This is a genomic window from Robertmurraya beringensis, assembly GCF_042433785.1.
GTDB lineage: Bacteria > Bacillota > Bacilli > Bacillales > Cytobacillaceae > Robertmurraya_A > Robertmurraya_A beringensis.
The window spans coordinates 31344-55189 of the sequence record NZ_JBHLUU010000027.1 but is presented as its reverse complement, the minus strand read 5'-3'; the positions used below and the strand labels follow the sequence as shown (position 1 = coordinate 55189).

The following is a 23846-nucleotide window of genomic DNA, read 5'->3' as shown; positions in this document are numbered from 1 at the left end:
AGGCTAATACATGAAACCGCCAAAGTTTTCCTATTTAAAACCTACTAATCTTCCCGAAGCGCTAGAATTGTTAGCTGATTACGGGGATGATGCAAAAATATTATCTGGTGGTCAAAGTCTTATCCCTTTATTAAATATGAGGCTTTCTACACCTAAATATATTATTGATTTAAGTAGAGTACAGGAGTTAAAAGGAATAACAGAAGAGGAAGATACTATCGTGATCGGAGGAATGACTCGTCACGTTGAGTTAGAAAATTCGCAACTAATTAAAGAGCAGTGCCCATTGCTTACAGAAGGGATTCGATGGGTAGGACATTCCCAAATAAGGAACAGAGGGACAGTTGGGGGAAGTATAGCACATGCAGATCCATCTGCTGAATTACCTTGTATGCTATCCGCGTTAAGAGGAGAAATCGTAATTGTTTCTCAAGAGGAAGAGTTGATTCTTTCCCCTGAGGAGTTTTTCCTTAGTTATCTCTTAACAACCCTGGAACCAAATCAACTAATTAAAGAAATACGGTTTCCAAAGATGAATAAAGGGGCAGGCTACGCATTCGAGGAAGTGGCCAGAAGACATGGAGATTTTGCACTTTGTGAGGTGGCAGTGGTTATCGAGTTAGACATTGATGGAAGTATTAAGGACACGAAGATTGCTCTTGGAGGAGCGAATTCGGTGCCATTTGTTCCAGAAGAGACAGAAGAATTTCTAATTGGGAAAGAACCGACAGAGTCCATTATTAAAGAAGCAGCTATTCTTCAGCTGGATGAACTAGATCCAGAAGGGGATATCCATGGTTCAAAGGAGTATCGGCGCCAGCTGTCTGGGGTATTGCTTGAAAGAGCCTTAAATAAAGCTGTAAACCGAGCACGGGAGGGTGTGACAGTATGACTCAAACAACGATTGTCAAAATGAAAGTAAATGGCCATGAAATTGAAAAAGAAATTGAATCTAGATGGCTGTTATCAGATTTCTTAAGGGATAATCTTAGATTAACAGGTACTCATGTAGGCTGTGAGCATGGGGTATGTGGAGCCTGTACAATATTAATTAATGGCGATTCAGTACGATCCTGTTTAATGCTTGCGGTGCAGGCAGATGGGTGTGAAGTGGAAACAGTAGAAGCACTCGCTAAGGAGGATGGAACATTTCATCCTATACAGCAAGCATTTGCTAACAATCACGCACTCCAATGTGGATTTTGCACACCAGGGTTTTTGATGTCAGTCAAAAATTTTATGGAAATTCATCCAACTTTACCGTCCGATGATGAAATTCGAGAAGCTATATCTGGTAATCTATGCCGATGCACCGGATATAGCAACATTATTAAAGCAGTCAAGGAAGCTTATCAGCTGAATGGCTGAAGGGAGGTCCAAATATGGCACAGTACGTCGGCCAAAATGTGAAAAGAAAAGAAGACCACCGACTTCTAACTGGGAATGGGAGATTTGTCGGTGATATCAAACTGCAAAACATGGTAGAGGTAGCGATCTTAAGAAGTACCTATGCCCATGCCAAAATAAACAGTATTGATGTCTCAGCTGCGAAGGCCTGTAAAGGTGTCATAGATGTTGTAACTGCGGCTGATTTGGAAGGGAAAGTAAAACCTTTTACTGAATTTGTTGAATTTACTCTTCCACCTATTTTAGAAGAACATATTAAGCCTTTGATAAAGAAAAACCCTGAACCTATGTTGGCCAAGGATAAGGTTACGTTTGTTGGGCAGGCAATTGCAATTGTGGTAGCGGAAGATCGCTATGCTGCAGAGGATGCACTTTCATTAATTAAGGTAAGCTATGAACCGCTACCGGTTGTAACAGACCCTTACGAGACAATTAAAGAGAATGCAACCATTATTCATGAAGAGCTTGGCAATAACACACAAGCACTATTCCATGTGAAAATTGGTGATATGGATACTCTATTATCGAAAGCTGAACACGTATTAAAGGCTAGAATCAAAACACCCAGAGTTTCTGGGAATCCGTTAGAAACAAGAGGAGTAGTTGCCGAATACGAAGTGCGAAATGAGCAATTGCAGGTATGGTCATCAACCCAGGTACCTTATATGGTGCGCTCTTACTTATCTAAATTAGTTGGTTTAGTGGAAAACAATATTCGTGTAGTTGCTCCTGATGTTGGGGGTGGATTTGGACCTAAATGCGCAGTATATCCAGAAGAGATTGTTATACCGTATTTAGCAATGAAATATAAAAGGCCAGTGAAATGGATTGAAGATAGACTTGAACATATGCAAAGTACTCGTCATTCTCGAGACCAGGTCCATGACGTAGAAGTGGCATTTGATAATACTGGGACAATTCTAGGGATAAAAGATCATTTTTTACTAGATAATGGAGCACATAATTCCTTTGCGTTATGTTGTGCGTATAATTCAGCTGCACACCTAAGAGGGATGTACAAAATTCCAAACTATGATTTAACTGGTCAAATTGTTTTAACAAATAAGACACCGAATGTTCCTTATCGTGGTGCTGGGCGTCCGGAAGCAGTATTTGTGATGGACAGGATAATCTACATGATCGCAGATAGATTAAATCTAGATCCTGTTGATGTATCAATTAAAAATTTAGTTCTCCCTGAAGATATGCCATATGATACACAATTATTTTACCGAGATGGCGCAAAAATGGTTTTAGAAAATGGAGACTACTCGGTTTCTCTAAAGAAAACATTAGATATCATTGGCTATGAAGAATTCCGAAAGCTACAAAAAGAAGGTAGGGAGTCCGGAAAATATTACGGAGTAGGAATCTCTTCTTATATAGAGGGTACAGGTATTGGGCCACATGAGGGAGCTGTGGTAAGAGTTGATTCAACTGGCCAAATATTAGCATATGTTGGGTCTAGTCCACATGGGCAAAGCCACGAAACCACTCTTGCTCAAATTTGTGCGGATGAATTTGCAGTTAGACCGGACCAAGTTACAGTAAGAGCTGGAGATACGAGCTTGCTACCTTATGGTGTGGGGACATTTGCTAGTCGTGGTGCAGTTACGGCAGGATCAGCTGTTCATGTTGCATCGAAGCTTTTAAAGGAGAAATTTTTTGCCATAGCAGCAGTCATGCTGGAGGTTGCTGTTGATGATTTAGAGATGTACGGTGGAAAGGTTTATCCAAAAACAATGCCTTCTAACTTTCTCACCCTACAGGAAATTGCCCTTGCTGCCAAGCCTGGTCCACATTGTAAGGTACCTGAGGGAATGGAGCCTGGAGCTAGTGCGACACATTACTTTGTACCACCGACCGTTACTTTTTCATCCGGATTTCATGCTGCCGTTGTGGAAGTAGACAAAGAAACAGGTTTTGTTGATATTCAACGTTATATCGTCGTCCATGATTGCGGTCGAGTTCTTAATCCGATGGTCGTTGACGGACAGATTCAAGGGGGAGTTGCACAAGGTATTGGTGGGGCTCTTTATGAGGAGATCATTTATGATGAGAACGGACAATTAATTACTGGTACGTATATGGATTATCTGCTCCCAACCTCTATGGAAGTACCTGTTGTAGAAATGGGACATCAGGAGTTTCTGTCTCCGAGAAACCCAATGGGAATTAAAGGTGTAGGAGAAGGTGGTGCCATTAGTCCACCAGCTGCGATTGCTAATGCAATATGTGATGCATTAAAACCATTAAAGCTGGAAATTAATTCATTGCCGGTAAGTCCAGGAAAGCTTAGAAGGTTAATAGAGGAAGCGGAAGCAAAATAAATGCTTTGATTTCAAGCACAATTTATCCATGCTATATTCCATTTGGTTTCTGAGAATGGTAAAGGCACTAACATCGAAATGGAGGGTGGGATGGAATGTCTTCTTTAAAAGAATTACAACGCATTTTTGATCAAATGGAGAAGGTTTGGGAGCGAGGGGAAGAAGCAGCCCTTTTAATGGTCTATGAGGTAAGGGGCTCTTCTTATAGAAGACCCGGTGCGAAGATTATGATAGCTAGTGATGGAGAGGTCTTTGGATCACTGAGTGGTGGTTGTCTGGAAAGCGACTTACTTGAATGGGCGAAAATCGCAATTAATGAAAATAGGCCGATGATAAAATCTTATAATCTAAGTGAAAATGACCTATGGGGTCTTGGGATTGGCTGTAAAGGATCACAAAATATTTTAATTCTTCCTATTAAAAAGGATTCTACGTTTTGGAAAGAGGTGAGAAATAAGACCACTAAGGGGGAAATGGTAACACTCCTCTTGAACCCTTCATCAGGTGAAGGCTGGCTACTAAACTACCATCATCAAGTGCTTACAAAAAGCGGGGGTTATCTACCGTCTGAGGTGATAAACGAACTTTTTTTTCATAAAAAACAATATATTCATAGTGCTAAAGTAATAAAACGATTAGAAAGCCAGTTTATCGTAGATCCAATATTTCCTCTTGAAAAGCTAGTAGTTGCAGGGGCAGGCCATGATGCAGTACCGGTGGTAGAATTGGCGATAAAAGCTAATTTTGATGTAACAGTACTTGATCCGAGAAGTCAATTCAATAATGAGAAGCGCTTTCCAGGTGCACATAACTGGGCTGTAGATTCTGAGGATCTTGAAGAGGTTCCTTCCTCATTACGTAATTCTTGGTGGATCATCATGAACCATCATCTGGAACGAGATCGGGCTGCACTCGAACTTGCACTTGAATCTAACCCTAAGTATGTCGGAGTGCTTGGACCAATACAACGAACAGAGGAGCTGCTAGTGTCTAGTGAAATATCAATTACAGATAACCGGATTTATGCTCCTATTGGATTAGATTTAGGAGGAGATACAATTGAGGAAGTAGCCCTCAGTATTGTATCAGAGCTGCTCTCCGTTCGAAATAGAAAGAACTCGAATCATTTAAGAGGGAAAAGTAAAATTCACACATAAGAAAGGGAGGGCTGAAGGATGGATTATGTAGTCTATGGCATTATTACAGGCTGTATTCTAATCATTGCGTCAATTGGGTTTTCGATGGTGTGGAAAACGGAAAACTTTCTAAATATCGCCCATGGCCAATTGTTGTTAATTGGAGCTTATACAGCATATCTTTTCAAGGTTGTATTAAACTTTCCATTCGCATTAGCTATGATTTGTTCGGTCATTGCAACTGCGGTCTTGGGACTATTATTAGCAAAGGTATTCTATTTCCCAGTTCGAAAAAGTGGAATACTTGTGTTGTTGTTTACTAGTATTGGTCTTTCATGGGTCATTTACGGGGTGATACAAGCAATTGTTGGACCTGAAATACGGACCTTTGGACTGGAAACGAGTAATATGATTAGTCTGGTAGGGACACAAATTATGTCCTATCAAGAATTATTTATAATCGTACTATCACTAATATGTGTCGGGTTACTTCACTTTATTTTAACGAAAACAAAAAACGGCAAAGGATTCCGAGCGATGGCTGAAAATCGTGATCTGGCACAAATCAGGGGGATTAACTCTAGAAAACTATCAGACTATGTTTGGTTAATTTCATCCGGATTAGCAGGGTTAGCCGGTATTCTTTTAGCGATGACTGGGACCTTAAACATGGAATTAGGGTGGCAGCAAATACTTATTATCATGTCTGTCGTTATCGTTGGGGGAATAGGAAATATTTATGGCACGATGCTTGCAGCATTGATTATTGGGTTGAGTATGGACTTAAGCACGATTGTAATTCCTACTTCATATAGAACGGCAATTGCGTTTGTTATAGTCATTCTTGTTCTATTAATTCGTCCTCAGGGTCTATCGAAAGGAGGTACGACATAGATGGATATTCTTTTATTTCTATCTGGTTTGATTGCTCTTGGAGGAATATATGCGATGCTGGCCATTTCACTAAACGTAAATGGTGGATTGCTTGGACTATGGGATCTAGGTGTCGTTGGTTATTTTGCAGTAGGCGCTTACGCATATACCCTGCTTACTTCTCATGATCTAGGACTTGGACTTCCTATGATAGTAGGTGTGATCGGTTCGGCAATTATTACCGGATTGTTCAGTTTACTTATTGGTTATACCTCGCTTAGGTTGCAAAATGAGTATTTATTAATTACAACTTTTGCTTTTGCGGAAATTATTCGGATTATTGCCATAAACGAAGAATGGCTTACGAACGGAAATATCGGAATTTTCGGACTAGAAAGACCATTTGAGAACTTTTTACCAGGTACAACATATATGATCTTTTTTGCAGGATTAGTTCTTGCGGTTATGGGAATTTATTATCTATTTGCTCAGAAGCTCGCTCATTCTCCGATGGGAAGATATATGAGAGCCATTCGTGAAAACGAGCAAGTGACCCAATCTATTGGAAAAAAGGTATTTGCTACGAAACTAAAGATATTTGTCTTAAGTAGCTGCATGGTTGGAATCGCCGGCTGTTTCTATGTTTGGTATATGTCCATAATTGCACCAAATATGTTTACCTCTGCCATTACATTTACGGTTTGGACTGCACTGGTACTAGGTGGAATTGGAAATAACCGAGGTGCAGTGGTTGGTGCATTCGTTCTTATCCTAGTACAGGAAGCGACACGTTTTGTTCCAGTACCAACAGAATACAGTGTACTACTTGCAGGGCTACGTCAATTCGTGTCAGGTATGATGCTGATTTTAGTATTAAGATTCTTACCTCAGGGGTTAGTTGCTGAGAAATTCAAATCGGTAGAAAAGCTTTTTTATTTTCAACAAAATTCAATAATTACTGAGCAGAAGGGAGGTAGGAGAAATGCTGCAAGTTAAAAATTTAAGCAAAAATTTTGGTGGGATTCAGGCAGTGAAGAATGTCAATCTTGAAGTAAATCAAGGTGAGATTGTCGGATTAATTGGACCAAATGGAGCTGGAAAAACCACCTTGTTCAATATGATTAGTCTGTTTTTAACATCAAATTCAGGAGAGATCTCTTTTTTGAATGAAAAAATTGACCACTATACTGCTGAAGATGTCGTTAGTAAGGGTTTGTTAAGGACTTTTCAAACTCCTGTCGGTTTTCCAAAGCTTAGTTTACTCGAGAATTTGATGGTGGTTCCACCACATGATGGTGATGGGATATTTCAAGCTTTTTATAAAGGGAAGATGATCGCTAAGCAAGAAAAGGAGAATTACGAAAAAGTATGTACTTTACTAAAGCAATTTAATTTATACGAAAAAAGGAATGAATTAGCTGAAAATTTAAGTGCAGCTGAACTTAAGTTATTAGAACTGTGCAGACAGTTAATGGCAAACCCGAAGATTTTACTACTTGATGAACCTGCTTCTGGTGTAAACCCACTAATGCTCGATAAAATGGTCGATCACATATTACGTCTACGCAAAGAAGGAATGACATTCCTAGTGATTGACCACAACTTAGGATTTATCTATAGGATATGTGACCGAATTTATTGCTTAGCAAATGGAGAGTTGATTGCCTCAGGTAGTCCAGAGGAAATATCAAATAACGAACAAGTTAAATCTGTGTACTTAGGAGTGAGCTAATAATGAGTTTCTTAGAAATAAAAGATGTGATATCTGGTTATGGGAAAATTCCTATATTACATGAAGCGAGCCTAGAGATACAGGAAGGGGAAATGGTTGCAATTATCGGTTCAAACGGTGCCGGGAAAACGACGTTGATGCATACCATTGCTGGGTTTCTTCCACTAATGAATGGGTCAATTTCATTCCAGGGAGTCCGAATCGACAATAAGTCAGCTAGTGAGATTGCGAGAATGGGTTTGGGATATGTTCCCCAGCGAAAAAATGTGTTTGCAGAAATGTCTGTTCTTGAAAATCTGCAAATGGGGGCATATACCTTAAGAAATCCGAAAGACAAAATAAATGAAATGCTGGATTTATTTCCTCGTTTGAAAGAAAGAATTGGACAGAAGGCCGGTACGTTAAGTGGTGGAGAAAGGCAAATGCTTGCGTTAGCTAGTGCACTAATTGTAAATCCAAAACTTTTGCTATTGGATGAGCCGATTACAGGGTTAGCCCCACAAATTATCAAGGGACTTATCGAGATGATTGTACAAATTTGTAATAGTGGTACAACGGTAGTCTGGGTGGTTGAGGAAAATCCAAAGGAGGTACTTAAGCATGCGGACCGAGTGTATTTAATGGACTCTGGATTGATTAAAATGGAGCGAACTGGAAAAGAGTTTTTAGAAAAAGAAAACCTAGAAGAATTATTCTTAGGACATTAGGGGGGAAATCAAATGAAAAAATTCAAAGTAGCTTCGCTTTCAATCTGTGCCACCTTAGCTATTATGACTGGATGTTCTAGTTCAACAGGAGGGGATTCAGGCTCGAGTGGAGGAGAAGAAATAAATGTAGGATTCCTTTCCGGATTAACCGGTTGGTTAGGTGCTTTTACAAAGGAAAATATTAATGCTTTCGTTTTGGCTAAGGAAGAAATAAATGAGGCTGGCGGAATTCTTGATGGGAAGAAAATTAAAACGGTAGACGTGGACACAGCTTCAACGGTTGAAGGAGCTATAAAAGGATATCAAAAGCTAGTAAATGCAGATAAAGCTGTTGTGGCGATTGGGCCTGAAACAGAGTCGATGCTAGCTTTATTGAAGGAAGCTCCAAAATCTAAGGTGCCAATTATGTCTGCCTTTGCAGGATCGACAGAGCTAGATGAAGTTGGTGGTAATTATGCATTCCGTACTGCGGCATCTGATTCCACAATTGGTGAAGTGAGAGCACAGGTATTAATTGATGCAGGAATTAAAGAAATAGCGGTAATGGTAGGAAATTATGAAGGAGCTCAAAGTGATGTTGAGAAGTTCCGCGAAATGTTTGAAAGCCTTGGTGGAACAGTTCTAGAAGAGGTTACCTTTAACCCAGGACAAAACACGTACAATGGGGAATTAAAAAATATTGCAAATGCAAACCCGAAAGTAGTTTATTACTCTGGCGGGATTGATACTGCTCCAACCATTTTTAAATCAGCTAAACAAAGAGGCTATGAATGGGATTGGTATGTAACACCAGACGTGGCTGTACAGGAGTTCATTGATGTAATTGGGCAGGATGTTGCTGAGGGCATCAAAACCATTATACCAATGGAGGATGAAAACAATGAAGCATTTAAACGTTTCAACGAAAGCTATGAAGCAAGATTCAATGCTAAACCTTCTAGTGGGTATTACAACGCAAACACGTATGATCTGTTAATTGCTTCTGCTTTAGCAATGGAAGCAGCAGGTGAAGCGAGTGGAGAGGCTATTAATGAGAAAATCCGTGAAGTTACAAATCCTCCTGGGAAAGAAGTATCAACTTTTGAGGATGGAATTAAAGAGTTAAGAGCTGGAAATGACATAAACTATCAAGGTGCATCAGGACCTATTGATTTTGATGATCATGGTAATGTTATAGCAAGCTACGCCCTAATGGAGGTTATTTCAGGAGAATTTAAACAAGTGGAGTTCTACACAGCCGATTACCTTAAATAATTTAATAAATAATGATGGTTAAAAAAGGGGCGAAAGTTGCCTCTTTTTCCTATTGTTGAATGTTGGTTGTTTAAGGAGGAATAAAGTTGAGAAATACAGAGCTCAAACCGTTACATGTATCTACGAAAGGTAAGCTATCCAAAATGATTAATTCAAACAACCTATCATCAGGAATTGTTTCTGGCTTACTGGCAGCAACAGGTCCTCCTGTCATAATCTTGCAAGCAGCCGCAAACGGGAACTTTTCAAATGAGCAAACCATACTTTGGATGTTCTCTGTCTATTTTTTCGGTGGATTATTTAGTATTATTTTACCCATTTACTACAGGATGCCAATTGTGGGTGCACACTCTATTACAGGAGTTGCCTTTTTAGCAACAATGACAGGACAATTCTCTTATCAGCAACTTGTTGGAAGCTACCTTATTTCTAGTTTAATTATCCTTTTAGTCGGACTACTGGGCTTATTTTCTAAACTTATGAAATATGTTCCAAAAGAAATAATCTCGGCAATGATGGCGGGGATTATAACGAGTTATGTTGTGAGATTGATTGTGTCTGTACAAAACCTTCCGCTAATTGGGGGAGTGGCATTACTAGTTTTCCTTCTTTTTTCTAAATGGAAATGGAGAATACCACCTGTTATTGCAGCTGTGTTTGCTGCGTTTATCATGCTATTAGTAACAAATGGTATTGGAAGTGCAGGAGCTAGTATGCCGTTTGTCATACCAACGATACAACTACCTGAATTCAGTTGGTTAAGTATATTAGCTATTTCTGTTCCACTTTCGTTATTAATATTAAGTAATGATGCAGCTCCTGGTATTGGAGCATTAGGACAAAACAATTACCACCCGCCGATTAATCGAATTATCACGGTAAGCGGTATCTTTTCACTAATCACAAATTTCTTTGGTGGTCAGTCGGCTAATGTTGCCGGTATGATGTCAGCTATTTGTAGTGGCAAAGACTCAGGTCCAAGAGAAAAAAGATATGTCGGAGCCGTTCTATCAGGGGTGTTACTTATGTGTTTTGGAATATTTGCTTGGCTAATTGTTCCGTTTATTCAATCTTTACCAAAAGATTTTGTATCACTTCTAGCTGGATTGGCTTTGTTTGGTGTTTTAGGAACGAGCTTAAACCTTAGCTTCTCCCAACCGAAAATGGTGTTGAGTGTCACCTTTACCTTTGTAATAGCTTTATCGAATATAACCATTTTCTATATCAGTTCTCCTGTCTGGGCTTTGGCAGGAGGAGCGCTAATTGCTAATTTCATAGAAAGGAAGCAAGAACTACAGGTAAAGGAGGGATAATAGACACAAATGGAAAAGACTACGGTTATTTATCCAAAAAAACAGGGTAAATTCAATTATGGCTATATTATTGTTGCTTTATCTTTTCTTGCATTATTTGCAGCGATGGGAATCCGAGGGTCATTTGGTACCTACACGACACCGTGGGAACAGACTTTCTCCGTAAATCGTTTTATGGTAAGTGTTGTTTCATTTATTAGTCTATTTATATATGGATTTAGCATGATGCTTGCAGGAAGATTAGTAGATAGGATTGGTCCTAGAAAGGTTTTATCCTATAGCATGGTATTTTTGAGTATTTGTTTATTGGGTTCCTACTATGTAACGGAACTGTGGCATATGATCATTTTATACGGATTCATAGGTTCGATAGGATTTGGGCTTGCTTCATACATTACTGTCTCAGTGGCTATTGTCAAATGGTTTAAGGAGAAGAAGGGGTTAATGATTAGTATAGTAGTAGTCGGTATGGCTGCTGGTCCAATGATTTATACCCCGTTAAATATCGTTCTTATCGATAAAATTGGCTGGAAGCTTTTATTTGTATTATACGGAGGTATATATGCATGTGTCCTACTCCCACTATATTTATTGTTTTTTAAAGACCAGCCAAATTTGGAAGGGAAGTTTCTGAGTAAAGGGACGGTAGATGAAAAAATAGATAAAAGTCTAAAGCCAGCTGTTTTCGCTATTTTTCGCTATCCCGTCACATGGATGCTTATTCTCGCCAATTTTATTTGCGGATTTACAGATATAGGATTGATTCACTCTCATCTAGTACCTTTTGGAGAGAGTAGAGAGTATTCACGCTCATTTATTGCCAATGCAATGCTCCTATATGGATTATTTAATATTCTCGGGACAATTGCCATCGGATATGTGACCGATATATTTAGTAATAAACGATTGCTAATCATCTTATTTGGCATTCGAATAACCGCACTTTTGGTTTTAATTATATTAAATGAACCAATTTGGTTATTAATATTTGCCTTGCTTTATGGTTTAACAGATATTTCTACTATTACACCATTTACAATGCTTTGTACGAACATTTTTGGCGTAAATAATATGGGTGCTTCAGTTGGGGTTATTGGGTTATTTCATCAATTAGGGGCAGCTGTTGGAGCATTAATTCCCGGGTATTTATTTAGCCAATCCAATAGTTACTTATCTACCCTATGGATTTGTACCGTGATATTAATAGTATGCTCATTCCTAGTTTTGAGGGTTAATGACAAGAAGATGATCACCTTATGATTTAGGCTGGTTTCCATACCTTCATGTATCTTTTATGCATGATCATTATTAGCCTTCTGTCCTTTAGCCAATTTATGTGCACAATGAATAAAAAACGGAAAAACCTACAAATTTATGTGGTGTAGTAAAGCTTTTTCAGAGTAAGGGAGAAATTTATGTCAACAGTAAATAATTCTAATATGAATATTGTAATTAGGATCCAGATTGATAAAATGCTAATTACATTTAGTGATATTGCGAAGGAAATAGGTGAGATGGGTGGCGATATAGTTGGGATTGATGTTATCTCTTCAAGTAAAACGCATACAATTCGAGACATTACAATTAATGTAAATGACCAAAAGCATTCACATCTAATGACAGAAAAAATGAAAGATTTAGAGGGTGTTCATGTTGTTTCTGTATCAGACCGAACCTTCCTTCTTCATATTGGTGGGAAAATTGAAGTGCAATCAAAGAACCCTATTAAGAACCGTGATGACCTATCACGAGTATATACACCTGGTGTTGCGAAGGTTTGTACAGCTATTTCAGAAGAACCAAGTAAGGCTTTTTCGCTTACCATTAAAAGAAATACAGTTGCAGTCGTTTCAGATGGAACAGCTGTCCTTGGACTAGGAGATATTGGTCCCTTAGCTGCAATGCCAGTAATGGAAGGAAAAGCAATGCTATTTAAGCAAATGGGTGAGGTTGATGCCTTTCCGATTTGCCTAGATACAAAGGATACCGAAGAAATTATTCAAATTGTAAAATCAATTGCACCAGCGTTTGGTGGCATTAATTTAGAAGACATCTCTTCACCTAGATGCTTTGAGATTGAAAAAAGACTAAAGGAAGAGCTTGATATTCCTGTTTTTCATGATGACCAGCATGGAACCGCTGTCGTGATTCTAGCAGGACTTATTAATGCCTTGAAGCTTACAGAGAAAAAGCTAAGTGAGATTAAGGTAGTTTTGACTGGGATTGGTGCGGCAGGAACAGCATGTGCCAAAATCCTGCTAGGCGCAGGAGTGAAAAATATCATTGGTGTCGATATCAATGGAGCGATCCATCGGAGAGAAAAATATCGTAACCCGAGCTGGACAGAATTTGCGAAGCTTACAAACCCTGACAATGAAACAGGAAGCCTATCCGATGTTATTGAAGGGGCTGATGTATTTATCGGTGTTTCTGCACCAGGGCTATTGACTGTTGAGCATTTAAAGAAAATGGCGCGTGACCCAATTGTGTTTGCGATGGCTAATCCAGATCCAGAAATTGATCCAGAATTAGCAGAGCCGTATGTAAGAGTGATGGCAACAGGACGTTCTGATTATCCTAATCAAATTAATAATGTGCTTTGTTTCCCTGGAATTTTTAGAGGAGCACTTGACTGCCGTGCACGCATCATTAATGAAGAAATGAAAATCGCTGCAGCACAGGCGATTGCAAGTGTTGTAACAGATGATGAACTAAATGAATCCTATATTATCCCAAGTGTGTTTAATAAAAAGGTTGTGGAAAGAGTGAGAGAAGCTGTAATAAAAGCAGCATACAAAACGGAAGTGGCGAGAAAGGATCCTTTAATAATTGATAGTCGCTTGTCTAAGTAAACATTGTATCCATTCAGTGAATTGGTACAAATTTAGGGGGGGAGCGGGAAATAAAAGATGAAACTACCTGAAAATATAAAGATTATTGAAATTGGACCAAGGGATGGTTTACAAAATGAAGCTACTTTTCTTGAAACGAAAAATAAAATCGAGCTTATTAAGCAGTTAGTAGAGTGTGGATTTAAAGAAATTGAAGCTACATCCTTCGTACATCCGCGTGCAATTCCTAATCTTGCGGATGCAGAAGAGGTTATCGATGGGATTCGGGAACAATCTGCAACATTTTTCGCACTCGTGCCAAATGAAAAAGGATATGAAAGGGCAATAAAAATCGGGATACATGGGATTACATTTGTCCTTTCAGCAACTGATTCACATAGTAAAAAGAATTTGAACCGTAGCACGAAGGATTCTATAAAAGAACTTTCCTCATTGGTAGAGCATTGCCAAAAAGATAATAGATTATATAGAGCTTCAGTCTCAACCGTTTTTGGATGCCCATTTGAGGGTCAGACCGAATTCGGTCGTATAGCAGGAATTGTTGAGAGTCTAGCTAAGATTGGATTCAAAAGGGTCGGGTTATGCGATACGATTGGTGTTGCAAACCCGTCTCAAGTGTATCAATGGATGACAAAATTAACGAATGAATTCAAACAACTAGAGTTTGAGCTACACTTTCATGATACCTATGGTCGAGGATTAGCCAATGTTTTGGCTGGAATTCAAGCTGGTGTATTTTCCTTCGATAGTAGTATAGGAGGATTAGGTGGATGTCCATATGCACCTGGAGCAACTGGAAATATATCAACAGAGGATGTAGTAGATTTACTTGAGGAGATGAAAATCAATACAGGTATTGATAAAAGGAAGCTACTGAATACATCTCATACACTAGAGGGTTTTATTCATAAACAATTGAATAGTCAGATTTGGAAAGTGAATAAATCAAAATGTCTGTAAAGGGGGATTGTATGGCAAATCAAAAGCTTCCTTTAGAAGGAGTTAAAGTACTTGAGATGGGCTCATTGATTGCTGGTCCATTCTGTACAAGAATTTTAGCAGAGTTTGGCGCGGATGTCATTAAAATTGAATTACCTAAGCAAGGAGACCAAATCAGAAAATGGCGGGTTATGCATAATGATACTTCATTATGGTGGTATATCCAATCTCGAAACAAAAAGTCTCTAGCAATTGATTGTCGAACTGAAGATGGACATGAGGTGATAAAAAAAATACTAATGGAATGTGATATTTTAGTGGAAAATTTCCGGCCAGGAACTCTGGCGAAGTGGGGATTAGATCAACAGATACTAGAGGAAATTAATCCGCAATTAATTACATGTCACATTTCAGGATATGGCCAAACAGGTCCATATAAAGATAGAGCAGGTTATGGAGCAATAGGAGAGGCTATGGGAGGACTACGATATTTAACAGGATACCCTGAATTACCTCCTACACGGGTTGGGATAAGCATAGGAGATTCGGTGGCATCATTATACTCTGTCATTGGAATATTAATGGCTCTTTATCACCGTGATGTCAATAAGGGAGAAGCTCAAGAAATTGATGTTGCTTTATACGAATCTATTTTTAGTTTGATGGAAAGTATGATTCCAGACTATGACTTTGCAGGAGTTAAAAGGGATCGAACAGGCTCAACCCTTCCAGGAATTGTTCCATCAAATATTTATAAAACAAAGGATGCTGATTCATATGTAGTTATCGCCGCCAATGGGGATAATGTTTTTCAAAGATTACTTAGAGTGATAGATAAAGAAGATTTGGTTGGCGATGAAAGGTTTATTACAAATGACAAGCGTGTACTTTATGCTGATTTAATTGATTCCATGATCCAAGGTTGGTCTTCTACTCTACCTTTACAAGAGTGTGTAGACATATTAAATAAGAATGGAATTCCAGCAGGCCCAATTTATAGTGTGGAGGAAATGATGACAGATCCTCAATATATAGAGAGAGAGATGATATTAGATGCTAGGCATCCAGATTTAGGTACAATAAAAGTTCCAGGAATTGTTCCCAAGCTAACAAAAACACCAGGCCAGGTGAAGTGGTTAGGTCCAAAACTAGGAGAGAATAATGAACAGATCTTAAAAGAAATAGGGCTTACCGACGCACAAATAATACAACTTTATCAAAAAGGTGTCATTTGAAAAGGGATGGCGCAGTAAAGTGTAACTATTATCTGTAATCTATAAATAGGAATATTTAGTGATTAGGATAGATATAACAGGGATATACTTAATCCTGCCAGGCGGGAATATTCGTGAAATTTTAGTTAATTTAGAAGACGGAACTCACAAATGTTGTTCATTCAATGCTTGTGAGTTTTTTGTGTTTTACAAGCAAATACTTGTAAAAGTGATTCTATTTTCATGAAGTTTTAAACTCTATTAGACTTTGTGGATTGATATGCAGCTTCAAAAAAATTTCTCGAAGGTTCCACCATGATGAAATTTAGTTACTTATAATTTTAAGGAATTCGCTCCAATTCATTTTCTGTATCATTTCTCTTCTGACCATCTCTATTTCCTGCAAAAAGAATAGTCGCTAAAAAATAGAAAAAACCAGGTCATTATCCCTAGTTTTCATATTTATTATCCAATCTTTCCATCAATGTCAGATGTATCTACTAAATAATGTATGGAAAAAATGATCCCTTAAACCCAAGGATATTAAACTTTAATAAGGAAGAAAAATGGTTGTGTATTTTTTCACCAACATAAGATAAAATATAATTTTATTTAGTTATTAGTAAAATACACCTACGATAACAATCAAAAGAGATTTTAGTAAATGAAATTAATTTAGAAGGTGTTTTCATGCGTTGGTTCGCTAAATATCCATACCCAGTCTTATTTATATACGTTCTTATTTTGTTACTAACTACTTTTTTCGACCACTTAATCATTCATTACCTATACGAGGTTCTTAATATTCCTTCTTGGTCAGTTAAACTTTTTTTGATGGTTATCTTTACAATTCCGTTTTATATCTTTTTAGAGTCTGTAAAGAAACAACAGTTAAAGAATTTTACTTACCAGATGGAAATTGAAAAGTACAAACTAACACTAGAAAATTCGACCATAGCTGCTTTTATCTATAAAGATAATGCTTTTCTTTACGTGAGTCCTGCTTTTGCTGAATTATTCGGTTATACACGAAAAGAAATCTATGAAAAACCAATAACCAGGTATGATTTATTGACTGAGGAATACCACGAAATGATATCTACAAATGTAAAAGATAGACTTGATGGAAAGAAGGTAAGTAGTAAATATCAAGTGAAAGCCAAAAGAAAGGATGGTATGGAGCTTTACGTAGACCTTTATCCTTCTTTACAATCCTTTAATGGGCAAAATGTAATTGTCGGAAGTGCGGTAAACGTGACAGAAAAGCGTCAAATCCAGAATGAATTGGAGAAAAGTGAAAAAGTGTTATCACAAGCCCAAAAGATTGCAGGCATTCTCTACTGGGAATTTGACAATGTGAACAATAAGTTAACTTGGAGTCCCCAGACGTACAAACTCTTCGGGTTGTCTCCAAACATCAAACCTACGTTTGAATATTTATTGTCCAAAGTTCATGATGAGGATCGGTGTATTTTAATCAATAGTAGAGAAAAGGAATTGACAGGGGAAAACGTTACGAATATCTACCGTATTATATTAGATGATGGAAGTATAAGAACATTACATTCAATCTCTCAATGCCTTCTCGATGATAATGGACGACCCATTCAAACCATTGGAACGATGCAAGATATTACAGATCGTCTTGTAGAAGAAAATAAACTAGTACTAACCGAAAATCGCTATAAATCTTTGTTTGATCACAACTTAGATAGTGTGTTCTCACTAGATCTTGAAGGAAATATCATCACTGTTAACGAAATGGCCATTCGAACATTTGGGTATTCAAGGGAAGAAATGAGTCAACAATACCCTCTTGATTTAATTGCGCCTGAATTTAGAAATGAGGCAGAACAATTATTTGTACAAGTTCTGTCAGGTAAACCACAACGAATACAGATTCAAGCATTTCATAAAGAAGGTCGTAGGGTTGACCTGGATGTCACGGTCATGCCTATCACCGTCAAATCAATCGTCACTGGAGTATTTTGCATCGCAAAAGATGTTACTAAACAAAAAGAACATTTAAAAACCATTGAGCAACTGGCCTATAAGGACCATTTAACAGGATTACCAAACCGTAGAAAATTATTAGAACTTATGCATAGTCATATGAAAGAAGCTAAAAACCATGGGTTTATGATGGCGATCTTGTATATTGACTTAGATCGACTAAAAATCATTAATGACAATTTAGGTCATGAATTTGGTGATGCGATGATCATCGAAGCGGGAAAAAGAATATTAAGCTGTATAAGAAAGGAAGATACACTGGCCCGTGTTGGGGGAGACGAATTTGTCCTGATTATCCCGAATATCAGCGAGTTTGATATTGCCATTGATATAGCTCAAAGAATTTTAGAAGCATTTAAACCCGGTTTTTATCTCGAAGAAAAATTATTTCGTACGACAGCAAGTATGGGAATTAGTGTTTATCCTGCTCACGGAGAAGATATTAACGAATTACTTCATAAAGCCGATAAGGCTATGTACCTTGTTAAAACAGGGAAAAAGAACAATTACAAAGTTTTTGAAAATTCCATTCAAGAGCAAGAAGAGCGAAAATTTCTTATTCAAAATAGCATAGAATCATCTTTATCAAATGGAGATTTTTTTCTTGTGTACCAACCGAGAATAGATGTAAAAACAGGAATAACATCAACCTTTGAACCATTGCTAAGGTGGAGACATCCTAGTTTGGGTTTGATTTGCCCAGACGAATTTATTCCTTTGGCTGAAGAAACCGGAGACATTGTTCTCATTGGTGAATGGGTACTAAATGAATCTTTGCAGACCCTTAAGCACCTCCATTTAATTGGGAATACAGATATTCGAGTCTCCGTTAACGTCTCAGTAAAACAATTGTATCAATCGACTATAGACCAATCCATTAAGACAATGTTACAACGTTACAAACTTCCTCCACAAGCATTGGAACTAGAATTAACAGAAAGTATTTTGATTAGTGATGAACAAAGAATACTTGATATACTAAAGAATTTGAAAAGCTTGGGTGTTCAATTGTCCATTGACGATTTTGGAACAGGAAATTCATCGATTACTTATCTAAAAAAATTGAATATGGATGTTATTAAAATTGATCGTTCTTTCGTGACTGGCGTGCCCAAAGCAAAAGAAAACGCAGCCATTACCTCAGCAATGATTAATTTAATACATGATCTGGGTATGAAAGTTGTTTGTGAAGGAATTGAGACAGAAGAAGAACTTCAATATATTATTGACAAAGGCTCGGATGAAATCCAAGGATTTTATGTTTCATACCCACTAGTAAAAAAAGACCTCTTTCAATACCTGCAGAGAGAAGCTATTAATGGACCAAAAATACAGTATCAATCCAAAAACTAGTTGGAAATAGAAAATAGACAAATTGATTGAACCTTTTCCTGGTGGCGAGCTAATGTTAGCTAAAAAGGAATCAGAAAAGATACAATGGCAGGCTTTTTTTCGAAAGTGGAAGTCTTCAAGATAATAACCGCCCCCCTTATTGTCAGATATAAATCTATCAATAAGGGGGGCAGTTTCATTATTTTTGTACCATCGTTAGCATACTGCATTATTTCTGCTATTAACCTCGTATATTGACCAACCAGATCTTTTCTAAGGATCAACCCCATTGCAACCCCATCACCCCCGACGTTCATTCCATTAAAATTCATTTTCTTTTCATTTGTCGTAAATACGAAGAAAGTAATTAAGATTTTTCTATAGTATTTTTAGATGGTCAAATTGGATAGAATGAATTGAATGAAAATAAAAGATTGCTAAGCAAAATAGTGAGATTTATAGTATATATAAAGATTAACAAAGTATTAGTTAGATATTATTTAGGAGGGTATATGAAGCGATTACTTTCTATTCTTATCATACTCTTGTTAGCCGGTTGTACAGGAAATGAAATAGATCAATCTCTCCAAAAAAAAGATAAGATTGAACTTGAATTTTTTTCACCGAAACCTGAGACAGAAGTGATCTTTAATGAACTTATTCAAGAGTTTGAAAAACAGCATCCTAACGTTACGATAAAGCAGGTCATTGTACCTGAGCCGATGACCGTGTTAAAGGCAAGAATTGCGAGAGGTGATATTCCAGATCTATTTATTACCTATCCGATCGAACAAGATTATAAAGTAAGAGCTGAAAAAGGATATTTGCTTGATTTATCAAATGAACCCTTCATTAAAAATATCCAACCCACTATCCAAAATCGTTATCTTATAAACGGAAAGATGTACGGTGCTGCCTTAACGCAAAATGCTGTAGGAGTTCTATATAATAAGGATCATTTCGAAGAATTACATTTATCGGTTCCTAACAGTTGGAATTCGTTTGTGCAAGTTTTGGAAGATTTAAAGTCTAATGGAAAAACACCTTTACTCATGCCAAACAAAGATACAAACCAGGCGAGTATTTTTAATCTAAATCTAGTAGCCAATGAATTCGAGACGAGCTATTGGGAAAAGAATGAGTTTTCCATTGTATCTGATCCAAGGTGGAGGGAAATATCAGAAAAAACCCTAACTGTGCTTTCATATGTGCAGCCCAATTCTTTTGAAGACAGCTATTATGAGGTAAATAATAAATTTGCGCATGGTGAAGGATCCATGTACATTATGGGAACTTGGGCGTTAAAGATGATCGAAAAGTCAAATCCTTATTTAAATTATGGGATTTTTCCGTTTCCTGCATCGAATCAAAAGGATCATCATGTGTTGGGAGGAGTGGATATTGGATTTGCCATTTCAGCTGATACGCAACATCCTAAAGTAGCGAAATCGTTTTTAGCGTTTTTAATAAAAAAGGAAAACGCTCAAAGGATATCCGATTTTGAAGGTTCGATCAGTGCGGTTATAGGAGTCACAAACACCCATCAAGAAAGTCATTTAATAAGAGAAAAAATTGCAAATGGGCAAATAGTAAATTGGCCAAATCATTACTGGGCAGGTGGAACAGCTGCAGAATCTGATTTTCGAAAATATACAGCACAGTTTTACTATGATCACAATATGGATGTTTATCTTAAGAATCTACAAGAGATGTTTAACCGTTATTCTAATTAAAAGAATTAGGTGCCGATATGTTAAAATTTCAGCATAAGTTAATTATAGCTTTTATCTGTTTTGTATTAATTCCTATCATTATACTAGGGATTGTTTCATACAAAATTTCATCCACCACCTTACAAAAAAATATTAGTGAGCAAATGATTCAAACTTTAAAGGCGGTTGATCGAAATTTATTAGCTGCTGTTACTGAAGTGAATTCCTTTTCTGACTATATTGTTTCATCAAGTGCCATTCAGGACTATTTAAATACACAAAATACATCCTCGATCTATGAATTTTACAGCGATCAGCAGGAAATCGCTGGAAAGATGTATGGAAATTCACAGATTGATAATCTTGTTCTTTATAGGCATGATGGGGATGTGATTACTTTTACCGATGATATGGTTACGAGCTTAGATGATCTTCGCTCAAATTTGTTTTTGGATAAGCTTTTACAGGAGAAAGGTCGTCCGGTTTGGTTAACACCATATGAAAATCAAAATCTTGTTTTTAGCCAGGACTATATTCTAACTCAATCTAGAGTCGTAAAGGATATAAACACGCTTGATAATTTAGGGTATTTAATACTACATGTAAAACTAGATTTATTTGATCCTATTTTCAAAGATATTTATGGAGGTCCCAGCCATGAATTGATTGTAAATAAAGAGGGGACCGTGCTTTATTCATTAAATCGAAATTTCATTGGTAAAACTCTGGACATTGAAAGTTTTGCTGAATTTCCAACAAATAAAAGTGGTTACCTTACGGATGAATGGGACGGTGAAAAAAGTTTAATTACCTATATGCCGTCTAGTTTTGAAACCGGAGGTAACACACAGCTCATTCTAGTATCAATAAAGCCATTGAAAACGATTGCGAGTGATATTGTCAATATTCGAAACACCATGTTAATCGTTGTAGGGTTTACGGTGTTAACCGCCGGTTTATTTAATTTTTTGTATTTAAAAAGAATTTCTCGCTTTATTCATGAACTATTAAATGGCATGAAGCAAGTTGAAAGAGGCACGCTGAGCAAACGAATGGGAAGATTTAAATTTCAAGAATTACAAAATATTTCGCAGGGCTTTAATAACATGACTGGAAGACTTCAACAATTAATGAGAGATATTGAGACAGAACAGGAACGCAAGCGTGAGGCTCAGTTTAAAGTGCTACAGCAGCAAATCAATCCTCATTTTTTATACAATACACTTGAATCCATTAATGCACTCGCCGCTTTAAACGGGCAAAGGGAAATTAGTAGAATGACGATTAACCTTGGTAAGCTGTTGCGCATTAGCATTAATGGAGGTTATGAGGTGAAAGTAAAAGATGAGATCCGTCATGTAATTAGTTATCTGGAAATTCAGAAAATAAGATTTAATAATCGATTTTCTTTTGAAGTAGATGTAGTGGAAGAGCTGAATCATTATCCGGTCCTTAAATTAATTCTACAGCCGCTTGTAGAAAATATTTTAATCCATGAGTTTTCAAAAAGAGATGATGAAGAAGGGCTGATAAAGATTAGGGGTACGATATCAAACGGCCAAGGCGAATTTTGGATTGAAGACAATGGTAAGGGTATTGATGAACGTGTACTGATGCAACTAAATAATTGGAGACTAGAAAATCTGCATAGTCAGGCAAATAATGGTCACGGTGTACGCAATGTTGATGAGCGGATGAGACTTTTTTACGGAGAGAAATATGGTCTCATCATTTGTTCGATGAAAAATAAAGGGACGGTAATTAAAATTTCATTTCCGATTAGAGGTGATTAGATGCGATATAAAGTAGTAATTGCGGATGACGAAAAGTTAATTTTAAATAATCTTACACAAATCATTGATTGGCAGGGATTAGACTGTGAAATCATTGGGACAGCTGAAAATGGACAAGAAGTTATGAAGATCATCAAAAATCAACAAGCAGATCTTCTATTAACGGATATTTCAATGCCCGAAATGAGCGGAATTGAACTGTTAAAAACATTAAATCAGATCGATCATAAGCCACTGGTGATTTTAATAAGCGGCTATGATGATTTTGAATATGCAAAAGCAGCCATTAAAAATAACGCGTTCGACTATATTTTAAAGCCCATTGATTATGATGAATTGGAAGATTGTGTTAAAAGAGCACTTAACAAGATAAAAGCTCAAAAAGTAACAGTGTATGAGCAAGAGAAATATGCGATTTATGAGCTGATTACATCCGGGAAAGTGGACGCACAAATCAACAACAAGCAAGCTCTTTATTTCTCAGTAATAATAAAAAACGTTAAGGAAGAAATCGAATTAATTATTACAAAAATTGAAGACTTTGTTTCTAAGTGGAATGCGGATTTATTTGTTTACAAGCTGTCAGATAGAGAAGTGATAGTAGTCGTTGAAATGGCAAAGGACTTTATTAATCAAGCAGCTGATATTACCGATGCATTTTCACAGCAACTTCTTTCTGCAGGGGCTGACCCTTGCATCATCTCTGTTGGTAAAGTCGTTGAGCAGTTATTTGAAATAAAGCATTCCGTTGATGCTGCCAAGGAATTACTTAAATATGAAAACTATATAAGTGGTAATGTTCTGACAGAAGAACGTTTAAAGAAAGAATATAAGCCCAGCCAATCCGCTGCAGATATGATGGAAGAGGCACTCGATTATATCCGAAAAAACTTTCAAACCGATATAGGCATGGAGCAGACAGCCGAACAAGTAGGGTTAAGTGTTAGCTATTTCTGTTTGCTTTTTAAACAAAAAACCGGTCTTACATTTCTCGATTATTTAACAAATGTCAGAATAGAATATGCATGCCTTTTCCTGCAAAATACAGATCTTAAGACATATGAAATTGCCGAAAAAGTAGGCTATGCCGATCAGCGCTACTTCAGCCAAGTATTTAAAAGGAAAATGAAAAATACACCAAGCGAATATCGTAAACTAGTGAAAAATAAGGAAGCCTCTCCCAACTAGGTTAAAGTGTTCCGTTTTGATAAAACTCCGTAATCGAGAAACTAGCAAAAG

The 23846-nt window shown here is 37.2% G+C and carries 19 protein-coding genes; 18 read left to right on the top strand and 1 reads right to left on the bottom strand.

Going from position 1 to position 23846, the window contains the following annotated elements; translation table 11 throughout:
• Nucleotides 1-10: 10 nt before the first annotated feature.
• The 15 genes from ACFFHF_RS09410 to ACFFHF_RS09340 all read left to right on the top strand — a co-directional run bounded on the left by ACFFHF_RS09410 (nucleotide 11) and on the right by ACFFHF_RS09340 (nucleotide 19123).
• On the top strand, nucleotides 11-892 hold the full coding sequence (locus tag ACFFHF_RS09410; RefSeq protein WP_160547807.1) for an FAD binding domain-containing protein: 882 nt from the start codon (nucleotides 11-13) through the stop codon (nucleotides 890-892).
• Entirely contained in the window at nucleotides 889-1368 is a 480-nt protein-coding gene (locus ACFFHF_RS09405; protein ID WP_160547806.1) for a 2Fe-2S iron-sulfur cluster-binding protein, read from the top strand. Before ACFFHF_RS09410 ends, ACFFHF_RS09405 begins: the two co-directional genes overlap by 4 nt.
• Before the next feature lie 14 nt (nucleotides 1369-1382).
• Nucleotides 1383-3737: a molybdopterin cofactor-binding domain-containing protein gene (locus ACFFHF_RS09400; protein WP_160547805.1), complete on the top strand. Its 2355-nt coding sequence runs from the start codon at nucleotides 1383-1385 to the stop codon at nucleotides 3735-3737.
• A 95-nt stretch (nucleotides 3738-3832) separates the two neighbouring features.
• Entirely contained in the window at nucleotides 3833-4894 is a 1062-nt protein-coding gene (locus tag ACFFHF_RS09395; protein ID WP_160547804.1) for an XdhC family protein, read from the top strand.
• A gap of 18 nt (nucleotides 4895-4912) precedes the next feature.
• Nucleotides 4913-5767 (top strand): ABC transporter permease subunit, encoded by an 855-nt coding sequence (locus tag ACFFHF_RS09390; RefSeq protein WP_160547803.1) that lies wholly within the window; start codon nucleotides 4913-4915, stop codon nucleotides 5765-5767.
• Nucleotides 5768-6742: an ABC transporter permease subunit gene (locus ACFFHF_RS09385; RefSeq protein WP_160547802.1), complete on the top strand. Its 975-nt coding sequence runs from the start codon at nucleotides 5768-5770 to the stop codon at nucleotides 6740-6742.
• Nucleotides 6729-7478, top strand: a complete 750-nt coding sequence (locus tag ACFFHF_RS09380; protein WP_160547811.1) for an ATP-binding cassette domain-containing protein — start codon at nucleotides 6729-6731, stop codon at nucleotides 7476-7478. The genes ACFFHF_RS09385 and ACFFHF_RS09380 overlap by 14 nt, the downstream gene beginning before the upstream one ends.
• 2 nt (nucleotides 7479-7480) lie before the next feature.
• Nucleotides 7481-8185, top strand: coding sequence for an ATP-binding cassette domain-containing protein (locus ACFFHF_RS09375; protein WP_160547801.1), 705 nt, complete (start codon nucleotides 7481-7483; stop codon nucleotides 8183-8185).
• Nucleotides 8186-8197: 12 nt separating this feature from the next.
• Nucleotides 8198-9439, top strand: coding sequence for an ABC transporter substrate-binding protein (locus tag ACFFHF_RS09370; RefSeq protein ID WP_160547800.1), 1242 nt, complete (start codon nucleotides 8198-8200; stop codon nucleotides 9437-9439).
• Between the two features lie 86 nt (nucleotides 9440-9525).
• On the top strand, nucleotides 9526-10752 hold the full coding sequence (locus tag ACFFHF_RS09365) for a benzoate/H(+) symporter BenE family transporter (RefSeq protein ID WP_340903722.1): 1227 nt from the start codon (nucleotides 9526-9528) through the stop codon (nucleotides 10750-10752).
• 9 nt (nucleotides 10753-10761) lie between these two features.
• Nucleotides 10762-12012: an MFS transporter gene (locus ACFFHF_RS09360; RefSeq protein WP_160547799.1), complete on the top strand. Its 1251-nt coding sequence runs from the start codon at nucleotides 10762-10764 to the stop codon at nucleotides 12010-12012.
• Nucleotides 12013-12167: 155 nt separating this feature from the next.
• Nucleotides 12168-13604: a malic enzyme-like NAD(P)-binding protein gene (locus ACFFHF_RS09355; RefSeq protein ID WP_160547798.1), complete on the top strand. Its 1437-nt coding sequence runs from the start codon at nucleotides 12168-12170 to the stop codon at nucleotides 13602-13604.
• Nucleotides 13605-13661: 57 nt separating this feature from the next.
• Nucleotides 13662-14564 (top strand): hydroxymethylglutaryl-CoA lyase, encoded by a 903-nt coding sequence (locus ACFFHF_RS09350; RefSeq protein WP_160547797.1) that lies wholly within the window; start codon nucleotides 13662-13664, stop codon nucleotides 14562-14564.
• Between the two features lie 11 nt (nucleotides 14565-14575).
• A complete protein-coding gene (locus ACFFHF_RS09345; RefSeq protein WP_160547796.1) occupies nucleotides 14576-15778 on the top strand; it encodes a CoA transferase in 1203 nt (400 codons plus the stop codon).
• Between the two features lie 669 nt (nucleotides 15779-16447).
• Nucleotides 16448-19123: a sensor domain-containing protein gene (locus ACFFHF_RS09340; RefSeq protein WP_340903721.1), complete on the top strand. Its 2676-nt coding sequence runs from the start codon at nucleotides 16448-16450 to the stop codon at nucleotides 19121-19123.
• Between the two features lie 59 nt (nucleotides 19124-19182).
• On the opposite strand, the gene ACFFHF_RS09335 is transcribed toward ACFFHF_RS09340, so the two are convergent.
• Nucleotides 19183-19419, bottom strand: coding sequence for a DUF3231 family protein (locus ACFFHF_RS09335; protein ID WP_377057965.1), 237 nt, complete (start codon nucleotides 19417-19419; stop codon nucleotides 19183-19185).
• Nucleotides 19420-19614: 195 nt separating this feature from the next.
• Here ACFFHF_RS09335 and ACFFHF_RS09330 point away from each other — a divergent pair, with 195 nt between their 5' ends.
• From ACFFHF_RS09330 to ACFFHF_RS09320, 3 genes are read left to right on the top strand one after another with little or no spacing between them, the layout of a single operon-like run.
• Nucleotides 19615-20835 carry an ABC transporter substrate-binding protein gene (locus ACFFHF_RS09330; protein WP_340903719.1) on the top strand — a complete coding sequence of 407 codons (1221 nt, stop codon included), beginning with the start codon at nucleotides 19615-19617 and terminating at the stop codon, nucleotides 20833-20835.
• A gap of 17 nt (nucleotides 20836-20852) precedes the next feature.
• Nucleotides 20853-22607, top strand: a complete 1755-nt coding sequence (locus tag ACFFHF_RS09325; protein ID WP_377057938.1) for a sensor histidine kinase — start codon at nucleotides 20853-20855, stop codon at nucleotides 22605-22607.
• On the top strand, nucleotides 22608-23795 hold the full coding sequence (locus tag ACFFHF_RS09320; protein WP_377057937.1) for a response regulator transcription factor: 1188 nt from the start codon (nucleotides 22608-22610) through the stop codon (nucleotides 23793-23795). It begins immediately after the preceding gene.
• Nucleotides 23796-23846: the final 51 nt, after the last annotated feature.